Origin of the sequence: Dasania marina DSM 21967, assembly GCF_000373485.1 — a bacterium.
GTDB classification, from domain to species: domain Bacteria; phylum Pseudomonadota; class Gammaproteobacteria; order Pseudomonadales; family Dasaniaceae; genus Dasania; species Dasania marina.
In genome coordinates, this window is sequence record NZ_KB891576.1 from 639208 (window position 1) to 655650 (window position 16443).

A 16443-nucleotide genomic window follows, 5' to 3' on the forward strand; every position below is an offset into this window, starting at 1 on the left:
GTTATTTCCCTGCACAAACATTGTCGACATCACTATCTAAAAACGGCGCCTGCGGGCACTGCACATAGCGTAAGCGCACACCCTGCGGCGTTAAGTTATCGGCCCGCATGGCCCGTGGCGCATTATTAATGGCACCACTTAAACGCTGGCCAGCATTATGCACACCTAAAAAGCTAATCATGTCATCTTGATCAACACCATCACCGGACACACCTATGCCACCTATTAAGGTGTTGCCGCTATAGATAGGCACACTACCGGGGAATATTTGGCTGCCATTAGCCATTTGATTGGTGGTGCCGGTAGCGGTAAACGTTAGCGTAGGCGGATCAAAAGCTACACCCGAACAACGGTTGGTAACATCTGCCACACCGCCGCCGGAAGCTACGCTTAATACATGCTGAATAACCGCGTTATAAACCATGTCTAATTGCAAACCGGTAGAGAACACACTCCAAGAACCCGGCGCTTTACTTAAGGGGCCATGGGGACGACCTTGCAAGCCATCAGGGTAAGTTGGGCGCGATAAGTTGCCCCCTGCTCGATCAGAAAAGGCCACCGCGCCATTCGTTAATGCCGAGGCATCAGGAATGAAATTTTGCACCGCGCTAACATAACCACCTAGCGCAACAGACTCGCGCAATACTAAGGGCAAGCCGGTAGAGGACACATCAAAGTAACTGGCATCGGGTTGCGTAGTAAGAAAGTTAGCGGCATCAGCCGACGAAAAAAACGCGGCCGTACGTGCTTTTTGCACCGACACATCGGAACCAAATACCGGCGCATCACGGCTTCTTACCATGCCTAAAATATCGCCCTGAGTATCAACCACGGTAATGGTCACTCTTGCTTGGCTACCTAAGGGGCGACGAATTTGGGCGCGCGCGCGGTTGGCAACCGCTAAGGCCTCTTCCAATATCACCTGCACCTGCGCCGCGGTTAACAAACCATCGGGGGCGTTAATAGCCGGGTAGCGATTAATATTGGTGCTGGGGTCAACAAAGATAAAAGCATCGGTGGCAGCGGGAAAGCCACTGCTGTCACGACGTATACCCGACTCTCGTTGGCCAAAAGCCAAGCCTGCTCTTATTGTGCCATTGCTATAACCGGTTACCGGAATTAATGAGCCCACTGAGCCAGCGATAGACGCGTAGCTATTGGCTGCTGCCGGGTCGGTATTTAAATCAGAAAAATCAACATCGCTAAAGCGAAAGGTTTTACCATCGGCAGTAATACGATCACCGCGTCTATCAACAGGCGCGGCGTATTGATAAGTGCCCGCATAGGCGATCATTTCATCGACACTGCGGTCGCTATCAGATATCACTTTATCGATGGAATATAAACCATCGGCAATCACCCCTATGCCCCCTACCGGTGTGCCATTTTTGTAAAGCGGCAAGCCGCCCGGGTCAGCCGATAAACCTAAAGGTGCCCGCTTAGGGCCATGGCTGATATTGACATTATCTACCGTAAAATCTGAGCACGATAACTGACTAAACTGCACACCAAATAACGGGCCGGCCGGTTGATTCATTTCACCGGGGTTAAAATTTTCCTGCACAATTTGGCTGGCAGTGCGGCTAGAAAAGGCATTGCCTTCAGAGGATAAATACGCCCCTGTTATCGCTTTGCTAATGGCCGCCTGATCATCAATATTTAATGCTAGGCCCGTGGCCGGTAAGGAAATACCTTCCAAGCCACTATCAATAACTGCATTACCTGCGCCATTGGTGGCGCTGGCAATGAGCACGCCTCTATCGGCGGCAGCGCCCATGCGATACACCGCCAAGACATTACCCACCCTATCGGCTACTGCGATAGTGGCTTGCTCGCCTTGCGCCTGCGCCTCGGCAATGGCTTGTGCCAATATGGTCTCTACATCGGCAACAGTTAATCGTGTCGGCGTATCCGCACAACTGCCATCACACTCAACTGTTGACGTACCCGCGCCTTCACCGGTTGAACTACCCCCTGAGCAAGCACCCAGCAACAGTAATGACAACAACATAAAAACAGCAGAATAATGCATGCTTTTAAACTCCGGCATTATGGTATTTTTTGATTTAGGGCTCATTGCGTAAAGACGTCCTTGGGATGATAAGCGTGGCAAGAAATACAATTAACCGGTACTTTTTCAGCAATCGAAACATCGCCGTGACAACTGAGGCAATTATCGATGCCGGGAATTAAAACATCCGCGCTGCTGGCTGATTGGTCCGCCTCATGGCAACTTAAACAGGTCTGATCTTTGCTTTGACCCTGCTTAGTTAAATGGCTGGCGTGATCAAATAAAGCACGCGCATGCCAGTTGTCATTAATATTGACCGGCATCACCAACCAACGTGCATACATATCATCCGATTGGTTATCGGATACTTCATGGCAAGTGACGCAGCCCCGCTGGGTAAACTGAATAGCCGCTTCAGTGGTGGCCCGTTGCATACCGCAATTAAATGGCTTATCACTGCAAGCAGATTGGCTAGCACTTTTGCCGGGGCGACGGCGGCGATCACTGCCTGGTGCCTTGTAGTTAGGGTCGGTATACACACGTACAAAATGCTCTTCTATGGTTTGCACCACTAAACTGGGTTCACCATGGGGCAATTGTCGATCAGGCTCATTGGCATCAAAGCTGAGGTCATGGCAAGAGGAGCAATGTTTTTCCATGGTGATAGCGGCAAAATGCTCTTTATCGGCCTTTAACGCATGGCAAGAGTTACAAGACATGGCCTCGCCGGTATCCGACAGCTGCACCTTGCCAGCATCCAAATGTATGTCGTGGGGAAACTTCAAATTAGAAATATCGGCTTGGCCAGCCGCTTTTTCTAACAAATGGCTATCCCAGGTTATCGATATGCCGGTGCCTTTCTTAAGGACTTCCGGCAACACATAATTCAGTTTGAACGCAGGATGGCTGCCCGTATCAAAACCGCTAATGGCGGGCGTGCCCTTGCTATTATCGCTAAGCTGCTGTGCTTGCCGGTGGCAATCCACACAAAGCGCATCGGCTTTTACCACCAAGGCGGCAGGTTCATTATGCTCTTTATGGCAGCTTTGGCATTCGCTCACGCCATAGGCTTTATGGCTGGTGGCTATATTTTGAGTCGCCTCGTCGCCATGCACGGTTAAAGCATCACTATTGATATGATCAGCAGTATCTTGATGACAAGTAACACAGCTTTCGTTCTGTACGGTTTGAAATGCTTTTTTATGGCAGGCCGAACAATCATTACCTATTTCTAATTGATGAGCCGGTAATAAGGGCCCGGTAGACCATAAGTGATCACCCGAACCTGATTTGATAAATGTTTGCTCGGCGGTGGCGTCGGCTCCGTTATCGCGCAACAAATACGCACTGATAGGCCAAGCCAAAGCCAATAGTACAACGATTAAACTTAATAAATAGGCAGGTGCACGTTTCGCTAATACCGTGCTAGCTAAATCGGTTACATAGGCCGACTCTAGCGCCTGTTTTTGCAACTCATCATCTATATACAGTTCGCAGGCTGCATCGAAACCTGCAGGCGGCTCTATTATTTTTAGCTTATGGCTGCTAATAACAATTTCATCGCCAACACTTAACGCCCGGCTCTGGTATTCGGAACCATTAACGACCAGCGTATGTTTACCTACCGCCTGAATAGTAATCTGGCCAGCAACTAACTTAAGCACTGCGTGGCTATGTTTGATAGCGCTACCGCGCAGCTGGATTAATTGTGCGGCAGCACTACCTATAGTAATTAACTCTGCAGCGAGTTCGGTATCTTGATAAACAACAACTCCCTGTTCAGAAGTTATCTCACGTAGCAAAAATTCCATATTTATTATTCTTAATCATTACCAATAAAAGAAAACTGCAACAATATGCGCAGTTAGGGCGAACAACAAAGCAATCGTGAGCGGCACATGAATGTACAGCCAAATCTTCATCCAGCCCTGTAACTGAATATCTCTGCGTATGGTTCTTAATAAATTTTGTCGCCGGCACAGCATGGATAATAAATCCTGCAGCCTGGCAGCCTCTTGTGGCTTTCTACAGCGGGGAATGCGATCGGCAACATACTCGATAACCGCCTGCTGATTAGAGTTGCTCACCATCACACTAGCTGTAGAGACATTGACGCCATCAGCAATAGATAACATTTTCGAATCATCTCTAGCCAATAGCTGCGTTACCACACCGCCACCTATATTGGTGCGGTCTATAGCGCTTTCTATTACCGCCCGTATATCGGGTTCACAAAGCTTGCTTAATTTTCTAACACTATCATTCAAACCATTAAGCTCTACAAAAAGTACCTCCCTAGAGCTATTGGTTCGATTTTTAGCCTGCAAGCGGGGATACACTAAATAGCTATAAATACCAAAAAAACCGCTGGCGATAACTAAGCACATTAGCAAGTAAGCCAGCGTATGAATGTTGTAACCAAACTGGGCGGCGCAGTGCAGCGTTGCCACCACTAATAAACCACTACCCAAATACACATGAGCAGACACCCAAGCTCTAACCGTAGCAGTACCCGTTTTGTAATTTCTTTTGCGCTTGCCTAGCGCGGCCAACCACACGATGAGTAACGCAGCGATAGTGCCTAATATATAGCCCTGCCAAGTGCCGCCATTAGCAGGCTGGCTACCGCCCTGTGAAACATAGAGCGCAACGCAAGCCACCAGCAACACAATAGTTACGGTGAAGTAGCGCGCTTTTTTATAATTTAAAATGTTTTCATGTATCACTTAGCGTACCTCCACCAGCTCGATAAATTGATCGGGGTTCATTCTAACCGCAGCACCGGTTGGGCAGGCATTTACACAGGCTGGGCCTGAGGGTAGATTCATGCAGGCATCACATTTAACCGCTTTTTTACCCTTCGCTTTAGCGGCATCATCGGGCGTGTAGCCAGACTCTTCACCGGGGCCATTGCCCTTACCTAACAACATCCAACTCCAGAGGCTGGGTTTTTTGGGCGCATCGTAGGCAAGCTTGATAACATCGTAGGGGCAGTTTGATTCGCAGTTGCCGCAACCGATACAGCTAGAGTCGATAAACACTTCGCCCGATGGCGCACGGTGTATGGCATTGGGCGGGCAATCTTTCATGCAATGAGGTAGCTCACAATGCCGACAAGAAATAGGCACATGTAACTCAGCATAAGAACCGCCCGACTTTCTATCTAAACGTGAGATGCCGTCGTGAGTTTCGGCACAGGCGGTTTCGCAATTGTCGCAACCCACGCAGAGGTTTTCATCAATAATTAAACAGTTGGTTGCCTCACCCAAGCCTTCGTCCATTAAAAACTGCATCACCGAGCCTACTTCAGGCCTAGATTCCATGGTGCTGTGATTCAGTGCACGCTCACTGGCATTATCTTGCAGCGTTTCTATACAGGAGGTATCGGCCTGCACCATTTTAACAAAGGACTTTCTATCCAACTCTATGGTTTCGGTAGCTACGGTGGCCACGGCAGTTTCGCGCCTAACAGGGTCACCCATTAGCGCCATTTCACCGACCATTTTGCCGGAGTGCAATTGCGCAACCACAACGGGTTTATCTTTATTTCTCGTTAAGGTAACCGAACCACTGCGAATTATGTGCAGCGAAGAACCTTGTTCGCCTTCTACAAAAAGCTTGCTACCGGCATCAAAGGTTTTTTGTTGTATTCTGGCAGCAAATTCACTGAGCTGGGCAATGCTGAGTTTCGGTGCGACATGTTTTTGCAAGGTGCGAACCACAAAGATGAGGTCTATACCCTCTCTCACCTCATCGTTGGAGTTCATTAACTTGATCATGGTGCGGCGCGGCGTTTCAACTAAAATACAATCTTTACCGGCAATGGCGTTACCCTCTCGCGGCCGCCCCGACAACAAACTAGCTTCACCAAAAAACTGACCGCGGCCATGGCTAACGGTTTGCGTGGTATTGGGCAGGCTAACCTCAACCACCCCTTCAATAATCGTAAAGAAGGAGTTGCTAAAATCGCCATCCTTATAAATATAATCACCCGCCCGTATAATTTTGGTATAACGCGGGCTGGGGTTTTGTTTAGCTAATTGCTGTTTTATTTTGGCAGATTCAGCCTCCACCTCATCAAACATAGCGCCAGGTTCATAACTCACCAGTATGTCGCTTTCAATCACTAACTCACGAAATTGCAGCGCATTCATTTCCCTAAACATGGGTATGCGCTGCTGAAACAGCTTAACTAAATCATCCACCTCTTTTATATAAGGCAGTAATTTAAACTGTAGCTCTAACAGAGGATGATCGGCAGGTTTAATGTCGTGGCCTAAGATGTATTCAATAACATCGTAGCCTTGGTTCATCGCTTGCTTTATTAAGGGGTAGCCCGCCAAAGAACCAATAATATAAAGGCCAGGAACATTCGATTCATATTGGCCTGTTAATGCAGGAATGGCACCGGGTTTATCATTGGGAAACTCAACGCCTATAGACTCTACAAAGCCACGTGGCGGCACGCCACCCAACCTGGCAATAACCCTATCACAGGGGAAGCTCTCCTCACCTTCAGCAGTATTTAAGGTAATTAAATAACTACCATCTTCCGCCTTAGCAATCTCTTTTACGCCAGTGCTGTAATAGCAGGTTAACGCTATCGAGGGGTCACTATTGGCAGCTAATATGGCACTTAGATTACCCTCTTTAGCTCTAGAAAATTCATCTCGGCGATTAAGAATGGCAACTTTATTTTGCTTGACTAAGCCCAGAGCATTCTCTATCGCCGAGTCACCCGCACCCACTACTACCACTGTTTCATTGTGGTGAGCCATAGGGTCATCGAGGGTATATTGCACTAAGGGGTAATCTTCGCCTGGCACCCCCAGCTTACGCGGGTTGCCCTCTAAGCCTATCGCTAACACCACATGCTCAGCATGTATTTCAGTGCCATCTTTTAACACTACGCAAAAATCACCTTTAGCGCCGGTAACTTTAACAACTTCACTGCCATAACGAATATTAACGTCTTGCTCTACTACACGCTTTTCCCAGCCGCCTAAAATGGTTTCACGGCTGCCTGCGGCAAACTCAAAATCACTACGCAGCGCCAAAAACCCAGGCTCAGCCATAACATGCTTACCTTTCTGGTAACGCTGTATGGTTTTGGAGGGCTTATCAAAAGACTCTAATAATATGTGGCTATAGTCGTGCTGAGGATTTTGCTCGCGTTGCTGCCTATCGTAAAAAGCAGCGCGGCCCGCGGCGCTTAAGCCTGCAGGGCCAGAACCTATTACTGCCACCTGATAAAGAACAGGCATACTTCATCGCTCCATCGTTGTGTTATTGGTTATTATTAGAGCCACATAAAGCGACAATTTATTTTTAAACGGCCAGTATACCTAAATATATGTAAATATACCTATAAAACCCCAAGCGACATAATTACATTAGCTCATTAATAAACCGAGGCTTAGCAAATAAAAACCCCTGATAAAAATCAAAACCTATAGTTTGGCAGACTTCATAATCTTGCTGCTGACTAATACATTCCGCTAAAGTTTGAATACCCAGTGACCGCGACATTTGATGCAGCTGCTGAACAAGCTCTATTTTACCCGGTGGCGCTTTATGAATATCATGAACCAGCATCATATCGAACTTCAACACATCAGGCGCAGCCTCCACTAACTCCAGTAACCGCGACTGACCTACCCCAAAATCATCGTAGGACAACAGCAGACCTCTCTGGGTTAACTCCCCTTTAATATGCTTAATTAACTCAATGTCGGTAATAGCCTGCTCATGTACCTCCAGCACCAATTGGCAGCTAGGATAACGCTTATGCAGTTGAAAAAATTCGGCCATGAGCTTATCAGGGTTTTTCATCTCACTGGGATGGGTATTCACAAAGATATGGCCTTGCAAGCCATGCTCCATCGCTATTTGCACACCCAACTCACGAAATAACTCTGAAAGCTCAACTTCCAAACCGACACTTTCAGCAATCTGAAACAAGCCCCCGGGGCTTTCAGGTAAATCCGCATGATCACCACGACCCAGCAGCTCGTAACCAAACACAGTACTATTATTGTGATTAACAATGGCTTGATAGGCAGGCTTGATCATTTTACGCGCTAGCAATTCCTCAAATTGGCCAACACCAGCGGGGAAGTGAAAGCTTAAATCGTTGGCCGACACCATTACCGTGGCATCCGATTGATTATCTTCGTACTGCAGCACATCAAGCATAATGCGCATCTCAAGATCACCTAAATGAATGACATCGCCATGCGAAAGAGGCATAGGGCAGCTAATGCGCTCATGATTAACAAAGGTACCATTGCTGCTACCCATATCATTAATGTAGAGCAGGCCATCCTCTACACTCACAAAGGCATGTCGCCTAGAAACCGAGGTCACAGCAACCGTTAAAGGCAGCTTTTCCTCCCTACCAATGATATAGGGATACTCATCAATAACCTGCCGCTGCATAGTACCCGCGGGGCTAAAATAGCCCTCAAAATACCATTTCCGCATTTATATTATTCCTGCTTGATTAATAAAGAGCATGAACAGTGAATTTTATTATCGACGACTATGTTTGCCGCCATTTATTTGTCACTTATAGCGCTGAACACTACTGGCTAAAATATAGACTAACTCGTTAAATGCAATCCGACAATCATTAACCTTAAGAACGTTTCAAGGGGTCAGCGTTTCAAGAACTGTTTGAACTCACAGAAGGATGAATCAAAATACCTTGAGGGTATTTTGACCCTGCGGGCGCCCTTTAAAAACGGGCGTTCAAACTGTGCCCTAGGCACAGTTTGTCGAACCGCTTAGGAACTGCACCCTTTCGAAAAGCACATATTAAAAAAGCCCATACCTTTCGGTATGGGCTTTTTTAATATGGTGCGCCCGGATGGATTCGAACCATCGACCGCTCGGTTCGTAGCCGAGTACTCTATCCAGCTGAGCTACGGGCGCGTAGGGTGCGCACTATATGGATCTGTGCGACTTTAGTCAACCTTGAATTGTGAAAAAAACACATTTTTTCAAGGGCTTGGTGATAACGATTAACTAGCAACCAAAAGAGATAAAACTCTTACTCACCAACTATTTAAAAATACCCGCCTCTGGCGGATGTTTTTAAATAATGGCGGAGAAGGAGGGATTCGAACCCTCGATACAGTTTCCCATATATACCCTTAGCAGGGGCACGCCTTCAGCCACTCGGCCACTTCTCCGCATAAACTTTAAACAATTCATCAAAGAAAAACTGTCTAAAAATCAATCTCATAGGCGCTGAACACAGCCCTTATCAATTGAGGGCGGCATAATACCATACTTGCCGCATATTCAAAGCCTAATCTAGGTTTAAACCGTAATTAGGACTCTATTGGCGCATCCAAATCAAATGCAGTGTGCAAAGCGCGTACGCCTAGCTCTAAAAATTTCTCATCCACGATGACTGAGATTTTAATTTCAGAGGTGGTGATCATCTCTATATTGATGTTCACGTCCGCCAAGGCTTTAAACATACGGCTGGCGATACCGGCATGGCTGCGCATGCCTACACCTACCAAGGAGATTTTGGCTATGGCGTCATCGGTTTGCACGGCACGAGCACCTAGCTCTTTAGCGGTAACCTCAACAATACTCTTGGCCTTAACAAAGTCATTACGATGTACGGTAAAGGTCAAATCAGTAGACTTATCATCGCCAAAGTTTTGCACGATAACATCTACTTCTATGTTGGCATCGCTCACTGGGCCTAAGATTTTATAGGCTATACCGGGTGAATCGGGTACGCCCTTAACCATGATCTTGGCTTCGTCGCGAGTAAAGGCAATGCCTGAAATTGCAGGATTTTCCATTTCAACCTCTTCATCTGTACATATCAATGTGCCGGGGCCATCTTGTGAGCTGTGCAGCACACGCAAGGGTACGTTATATTTACCGGCGAATTCTACCGCTCGAATTTGCAGAACCTTTGAGCCCAGGCTCGCCATTTCTAACATTTCTTCGAAGGTAATTTTATCCATGCGTCTGGCGCGCTCGACTACCCGCGGGTCGGTGGTATACACCCCATCCACATCGGTATAAATCTGGCACTCATCAGCCTTTAACGCTGCCGCTAAAGCCACAGCGGTGGTATCTGAACCGCCACGCCCTAGGGTGGTGATATTGCCATGCTCATCAGCGCCCTGAAAACCAGCTACGACCACTACCCGACCTTCTTCAAGATCAGTGCGTATGTGCTTTTCATCAATAGCTTTGATGCGCGCTTTATTATGAGCGCTGTCGGTAAGAATTTTTACCTGGCCGCCAGTGTATGAACGGGCAGGCACGCCGCGCTTATTTAAGGCCATGCTTAATAAGGCGATAGTAACTTGCTCACCGGTAGACACCAGCACATCCAGCTCACGCGGGGTGGGCGGATCTTGAATAGCATTAGCCATGGCGATTAGGCGATTGGTTTCGCCACTCATCGCCGATACAGCCACAACGATGTCATGGCCCTCAGCACGAAACGCCGCGATTTTATCGGCTACGCCTTCTATACGTTCGATAGTACCTACCGACGTACCACCGTATTTTTGAACAATTAAGCTCATGGTAAACAGCCACATCCTGGAAAAAAGGGACGCAATTAAACACTAAACTGCGCATAAATAAAACAATGTTTTTCAAAGGGGTGATTTTCTTTCAAGGGGTCGATTTTCAAGGGGTCAGAGTCACTTGTTTCATGCTTCACGAAACAAGTGACTCTGACCCCTTGAAAATATCTGGCTGACCCCTTAAAAAAGGCCTAAGCCCCCGCTTCTACCCAAGCAATTACCGCCGGTAAAGCCCCGGCCAAAGCCGCCACATCGGTGCCGGCCCCTTTAGCCTTTTCGGGCTTGCCGCCGCCCTTGCCACCCACTAAGGGCGCAAAGTGCTTCATCAAGTCACCGGCGCGGTATTGCTTGAGCAAGTCTTTGCTTACGCCACAGGCTAGGTTAATCCTATCACCATCCACACTGGCCAATAACACCACCGCGGTACCCAGCTTATCAGTAAGTTGTGATACGGTACTGTCTAAGGCCGTCATATCGGCACCGTCTAGCAGACTGGCGATAACCTTAATACCCTTCACATCCTGCGCCTGCGAAGCTAGGTCGCTGCCCGCTGCCGAGGCCACTTTGGCCTTGAGCGAGATCAGCTCTTTTTCTAGCTTGCGCTGTTTTTCTAATAGCTGCTGTACCTTATCAAGCACATTGTCGCGATTGCCTTTAACCGCCCCAGCTACTTCGGCGACACAGCGCTCGGCATCATCAAATAAAGCCAGCGCCTTAGCACCGGTTACCGCCTCTATGCGGCGCACGCCGGCAGCAACACCCGACTCAGACACTACCCGCATCAAACCTATATCACCAGTGCGGCTAACATGAGTACCGCCGCACAACTCTACCGAGTAGCCCTCACCCATGCTTAGCACGCGCACGTTATCGCCGTATTTCTCGCCAAACAACATCATGGCACCCAGTTTTTCGGCATGGGCCATATCGGTTTCGGTGGTTTCTACCGCGCTGTTTAGCCGTATTTGGGTGTTTACTTGCTGCTCTATAGCTTTGAGCTGCTCGGCGGTTACCGCCTCAAAATGTGAAAAGTCGAAACGCAGTTTTTGTGCATCTACCAAAGAGCCTTTTTGCTGCACGTGATCGCCTAACACATCTCTTAAGGCGGCATGCAATAAGTGGGTGGCCGAGTGGTTGAGTGCAGTCGCATTGCGTATCTCGGCATCTACTGTCGCCGCCAAGCTGTCGCCTACCTTAATAGCACCTTGGGTCAGCACGCCTTGGTGTAAATGGTTATCGCCACTCTTGCTGGTATCAGCCACTTCAAAACGCACACCGCTAGCAGTTAATAGGCCGCTATCACCGGTTTGGCCGCCAGACTCGCCGTAAAAAGGCGTACTAGCTAACACCACCGCACCGCTCTCGCCTTGGTCCAAGCTAGTGACTAGCTCGCCGTCTTTTAATAGCGCGGTCACCACGCAGTCGCCTGCCAAGGATTGGTAGCCCGTGAAAGCCGTCTCACTATCTATAGCCACACCCTCGGCCAGAGTCATTTTAAAATTACTGGAGGCTCTAGCCATTTGCCTTTGGTTTTCCATGGCGGCTTCAAAGCCGGCCACATCTAACTCCAAGCCACGCTCGCGGGCGATATCGCCGGTGAGGTCTACGGGGAAACCGTAGGTGTCGTAGAGTTTAAAAATGGTTGCACCGGGGATTTGCTTGCCCGATAAATTGGCTAAGTCCTGCTCTAAAATGCGTATGCCTTGATCCAAGGTTTTAGCGAACTGTTCCTCTTCTGCTAATAACACTTTTTCGATTTGCGCCTGTAATTTTACCAGCTCTGGGTAAGCCTCACCCATCTCTTGTGCTAACGGCGCTACCAATTTATGGAAGAAGTTATCTTTCGCTCCCAGCTTATTACCGTGGCGTACAGCGCGGCGAATAATGCGGCGCAACACATAGCCGCGGCCTTCATTAGAGGGCAGTACGCCATCACTAATCAAAAATGAGCATGAGCGTATATGGTCAGCAATCACTCGCAAAGACGACTCAGTGGTGTCTTTAAAACCAATAATCTTGGCCGCCGCGTTTAATAAGCTTTGAAACAGGTCTATTTCATAATTGCTGTGCACGCCCTGCATAATGGCCGCGATACGCTCTAGGCCCATGCCGGTATCCACGGAGGGCTTAGGCAAGGGTTGCATGCTGCCATCTTCAGAACGGTTGTATTGCATAAACACATTGTTCCAAATTTCTATAAAGCGATCGCCGTCTTCATCGGGGCTGCCCGGTGGGCCACCAAAGATGTGTTCGCCGTGATCGTAAAAAATTTCGGTGCAGGGGCCGCAGGGGCCAGTATCGCCCATAGCCCAGAAATTATCCGAGGCATATTTAGCACCCTTGTTATCACCTATGCGGATGATTTTTTCAGCGGGCAGACCCATGTCGTTGAGCCAAATGTTATAGGCCTCATCATCGTCGGCATACACGGTAACCAGTAATTTATCGGTGGGCAGGTTGAGGTATTGCTCACTGGTTAAAAATTCCCAGGCAAAGCTAATCGCTTCTTTTTTAAAGTAATCACCAAAGCTGAAGTTACCTAGCATTTCAAAAAAGGTGTGGTGACGGGCGGTATAACCGACGTTTTCTAAGTCATTGTGCTTACCACCGGCGCGTACACAGCGCTGTGAGCTAGTGGCGCGGGTGTAGGCGCGCTGCTCTTGCCCTAAAAACAAATCTTTAAACTGCACCATGCCGGCATTGGTGAAAAGCAGGGTGGGATCGTTACCAGGCACCAAGGAGCTGCTGGCTACGCGGGCATGGCCCTTGTTCTCAAAGTAACTTAAAAATGCTTCCCGTATAGCTGAGCTTTTCATATCTACCTATATACCTATTTATGTCGTGTTCTATGCCACGCTCTATATCGTGTTTGGCTGGTGAGCCCTAAAAAGAACGAAAACCCGCCAAATAGCGGGTTGTAATGAATTGGCAGTATATATAAAAGCACAGCAAAGACCGATAGCTTAGCGGCGGTTTAGAGAAATTAATTGGCTGCTATTCATTGGCCACTATTAATTGACCACTATGGCTACATGCGGCTTTCGACGCTAAGCCCCACACATCAACAAGCACCTAAGCAGCACAAGCGAGCCTCGCTAAAGGCCCCCGAAGCGCTGATAAAAGCCGGCATCAGCCTTTGGCAGCTTACCTTCAGCGGTTTCCATATGGCCCAGCAAGTAGTTTTCTGCCCCTTGATAGGTGGCCCTGTAGATATTCGCGGTTAAGTTTAATGCCGACTTACCCGCCCAATCGGCATGCAGTAGCTCATCGGGTAGGTCGCTATCTTTGAGTAAGATGCGCCTGTATTCGTGTATCAGCAAGGTGCGCAACTGAAAGCACTGCTCCGCATCCAAGGACTTGGCCTTAGTGACTGCTGCCTGCACCGGCCGAAAGCGACCCAAAAAGCCATTGTAACGCGCCTCTAATTCATCCAAGTTCCAGCAAGCCTTAGAAAGCTGCTTCAGCACCCCTTGCGAGGCCAACTCTTCGGTGTGGGCATTCATCACCACCACCTTATCAACCGCATCTAGCTCTTGTAAGGTTTCATCCAGCGAGCGCCTATCCGCACCGGGGCGCGCCAATAGGCCAGAGGCTAAGGTGCCGTAACCCAACCAGCGCAACTCTTTGCGCAGCTCATCGCGCTCCTCTTCCACATAGGCCGGCAGCACCAAGGTCCACTGCCCATCCCATTGCGGGCGGCTGGCAGAGTAAATACGGCGAGAGGTTTTTTGATACTGGCGCGAACCAAATTCGGTAAAACTGTAATAGCTGCGGCGGCCTATCTGGGTGGAGACCAACCAGTTTTCTTGAATAAGACGGTAAACCGACGTGCGCACCAATCGCTGGTTTAGCCCAAAAGGCTGCAAAGCCTCTATTAAGCTGCCCAACCATACCGAGCCACCATGCTGGGAAATAGAGTCGCCAAAAATACTGACTATCAAGGAGCCGCCACGCATAGGTCGCTGCTGCTGAAACTCCGCCAGTAGGCTTTCAATACACTTCAATTTGGCCATGCTAAATGTACTTCCCGTATCATTATTTTGATAGGCAGGATTCTACTGGGCCGCCGTAATGAGGGCAAACATTATAAAAAAGCCGCCATCAGCATAATCCTGATGGCGGCATAGCGATAACTAGCCCAGTAGGTTTTGGCCCCTGCGCTTAGCGCTGATCAAAATCAACCACCACCACATCAGAAATAGGATGAGCCTGACAGCTCAATATATAACCAGCTTCAATTTCATGAGGCTCTAAGCCATGAGCAATATCCATATCCACCTGCCCCTCTACCAATTTACACTTGCAGGTAGAACAAACCCCCGCCTTGCAGGAATAAGGCAGCTCCATGCCGTTCGCCATGCCGGCGTCTAATATATTTTCGCCCACCGCAGCCAAATTAAACTCTATAGCACGGCCATCGGCTTTCACGGTTACCTTGCTGGTTTTCTCTTCACCGTAGTCCTGCACCCGCTGATGCGCTTTTGCTAGGCGCGCTTCGGAATCTTCCGAGGAACTGGCAAACAATTCATAATGTATCTGGGTATCTTTTAACCCTTCTAATCTAAAGCCGTGGGAAACTTCAGACATCATAGACTCAGGGCCACAAATAAACGCGTCATCGGTATTATGAATATCGATGAGTTTGTGCTTTTGTAACAGATAACCTTTTTTATTATCTATTCTGCCTTTAAGTAGATCGGAGCCTTGATCCTCTTGGCTCATGATATTAATCCACTGAAATCGCTCTAAATAATAATTTTTAACAAAGCTTAACTCTTCTTTAAACATCACCGTATTACTACGTTGATTGCCATAAATTAAGGTCACCCGGCTCTCTGGCTCTATAGCCAAAACAGACTTGATAATAGAAAGCATGGGGGTAATACCGCTACCTACAGCTAGGCACATATAGTTCTTTTTCTGGTTTTTATTCAGCGCCGTGCCAAAACTGCCCTGAGGCGGCATAACCTCAACGCTATCGCCAGCCTTAAAATTATCATTGGCGTAATTAGAAAAAACTCCATCCTTTACCCGCTTAATGGCTACCCGCAGGTGGCCATCATTAACCCCTGAGCATATAGAGTAAGAGCGGCGCATTTCTACGCCATCAATAACCGCTCTTAGGGTTAAAAATTGCCCCTGCACAAAACGAAAAGTGTCTTGCAGCTGATCTGGCACAGCAAAACTAATCCGCACCGCGGTATCGGTTTCCGCCTGTACGTTAGCAAGGGTTAATGGATAAAAATTTGTATCTGGCTTCTTATCTAACTCTGTATTTGACATCGTGCCACCTGTGTTTTGGCTAACTTATTCTAGCTATAGGCTTAAATATTTTTAAAATAATCAAAGGGCTCGCTGCAATCATTGCACTGAAACAATGCCTTGCAGGCGGTAGAAGCAAACTCACTGATTCTTTGCGTGTGGGTAGAGCCGCAATGCGGGCAGCGTACATTGGCTGCCGGCGTCTCACGCCCCTGCTGATCCAAGGCATCGTCGGGGGGCGCAATGCCATAGTCTCGCAACTGCGCACGCCCTTTATCGGTCATCCAGTCGGTAGTCCAAGCCGGGGCCAATACGGTGCTTATCGCTATCTTTTCTATGCCGTGGCTGCGCAATAAAATCTCTATATCCTCGCGCATAACATCCATGGCGGGGCAGCCCGAATAGGTCGGTGTAATCGTCACCTGTACGGTTTCACCCTCGCGGCTGACATCGCGTAACACGCCCAAGTCCCATAGCGAAAGCACGGGGATTTCTGGATCTTTCACTTGGTCCAGCAAATCCCAAAGCTCGGTATAGGGCGAGTTGCGTCGCAACTGCTGCCGCTGATACTGCTCGTGGGTCATTAGCGGTATGTGCTGCATA

At 48.4% G+C, this 16443-nt stretch carries 10 protein-coding genes and 2 tRNA genes; all 12 read right to left on the reverse strand.

Annotated features, from left to right (window positions below; translation table 11 throughout):
• Position 1: 1 nt before the first annotated feature.
• The 12 genes from B067_RS0107435 to paaD all read right to left on the reverse strand — a co-directional run bounded on the left by B067_RS0107435 (position 2) and on the right by paaD (position 16442).
• Positions 2-2032, reverse strand: coding sequence for a heme-binding protein (locus B067_RS0107435; protein ID WP_156820789.1), 2031 nt, complete (start codon positions 2030-2032; stop codon positions 2-4).
• 41 nt (positions 2033-2073) lie between these two features.
• Entirely contained in the window at positions 2074-3822 is a 1749-nt protein-coding gene (locus tag B067_RS0107440; RefSeq protein ID WP_019529451.1) for a cytochrome c3 family protein, read from the reverse strand.
• Between the two features lie 18 nt (positions 3823-3840).
• Positions 3841-4737: a hypothetical protein gene (locus B067_RS0107445; protein ID WP_019529452.1), complete on the reverse strand. Its 897-nt coding sequence runs from the start codon at positions 4735-4737 to the stop codon at positions 3841-3843.
• Entirely contained in the window at positions 4738-7275 is a 2538-nt protein-coding gene (locus B067_RS0107450; RefSeq protein WP_019529453.1) for a cyclic nucleotide-binding domain-containing protein, read from the reverse strand. It lies immediately after the preceding gene.
• Between the two features lie 124 nt (positions 7276-7399).
• Positions 7400-8494, reverse strand: coding sequence for an EAL domain-containing protein (locus B067_RS0107455; protein ID WP_019529454.1), 1095 nt, complete (start codon positions 8492-8494; stop codon positions 7400-7402).
• A gap of 373 nt (positions 8495-8867) precedes the next feature.
• Positions 8868-8944 (reverse strand) — tRNA-Arg (locus tag B067_RS0107460).
• Positions 8945-9114: 170 nt separating this feature from the next.
• A tRNA-Ser gene (locus B067_RS0107465) sits at positions 9115-9204 on the reverse strand.
• A 141-nt stretch (positions 9205-9345) separates the two neighbouring features.
• Positions 9346-10575: an aspartate kinase gene (locus B067_RS0107470; RefSeq protein WP_026244503.1), complete on the reverse strand. Its 1230-nt coding sequence runs from the start codon at positions 10573-10575 to the stop codon at positions 9346-9348.
• 194 nt (positions 10576-10769) lie between these two features.
• Positions 10770-13394, reverse strand: a complete 2625-nt coding sequence (gene alaS / locus B067_RS0107475; RefSeq protein WP_019529456.1) for an alanine--tRNA ligase — start codon at positions 13392-13394, stop codon at positions 10770-10772.
• A gap of 279 nt (positions 13395-13673) precedes the next feature.
• Positions 13674-14591, reverse strand: a complete 918-nt coding sequence (gene paaX, locus B067_RS0107480; RefSeq protein ID WP_019529457.1) for a phenylacetic acid degradation operon negative regulatory protein PaaX — start codon at positions 14589-14591, stop codon at positions 13674-13676.
• A gap of 148 nt (positions 14592-14739) precedes the next feature.
• Positions 14740-15861, reverse strand: a complete 1122-nt coding sequence (gene paaE, locus B067_RS0107485) for a 1,2-phenylacetyl-CoA epoxidase subunit PaaE (RefSeq protein WP_019529458.1) — start codon at positions 15859-15861, stop codon at positions 14740-14742.
• Positions 15862-15902: 41 nt separating this feature from the next.
• Positions 15903-16442: a 1,2-phenylacetyl-CoA epoxidase subunit PaaD gene (gene paaD / locus B067_RS0107490; RefSeq protein WP_026244504.1), complete on the reverse strand. Its 540-nt coding sequence runs from the start codon at positions 16440-16442 to the stop codon at positions 15903-15905.
• Between the last annotated feature and the right edge of the window lies 1 nt (position 16443).

Bases quoted from the DNA above. Each gene is read 5' to 3' on its own strand.
- B067_RS0107440 (WP_019529451.1), bottom strand. From the start codon at position 3,822: ATGGAATTTTTGCTACGTGAGATAACTTCTGAACAGGGAGTTGTTGTT.
- B067_RS0107435 (WP_156820789.1), bottom strand. From the start codon at position 2,032: ATGCATTATTCTGCTGTTTTTATGTTGTTGTCATTACTGTTGCTGGGT.
- paaX (WP_019529457.1), bottom strand. From the start codon at position 14,591: ATGGCCAAATTGAAGTGTATTGAAAGCCTACTGGCGGAGTTTCAGCAG.
- paaE (WP_019529458.1), bottom strand. From the start codon at position 15,861: ATGTCAAATACAGAGTTAGATAAGAAGCCAGATACAAATTTTTATCCA.
- B067_RS0107450 (WP_019529453.1), bottom strand. From the start codon at position 7,275: ATGCCTGTTCTTTATCAGGTGGCAGTAATAGGTTCTGGCCCTGCAGGC.
- paaD (WP_026244504.1), bottom strand. From the start codon at position 16,442: ATGCAGCACATACCGCTAATGACCCACGAGCAGTATCAGCGGCAGCAG.
- B067_RS0107455 (WP_019529454.1), bottom strand. From the start codon at position 8,494: ATGCGGAAATGGTATTTTGAGGGCTATTTTAGCCCCGCGGGTACTATG.
- alaS (WP_019529456.1), bottom strand. From the start codon at position 13,394: ATGAAAAGCTCAGCTATACGGGAAGCATTTTTAAGTTACTTTGAGAAC.
- B067_RS0107470 (WP_026244503.1), bottom strand. From the start codon at position 10,575: ATGAGCTTAATTGTTCAAAAATACGGTGGTACGTCGGTAGGTACTATC.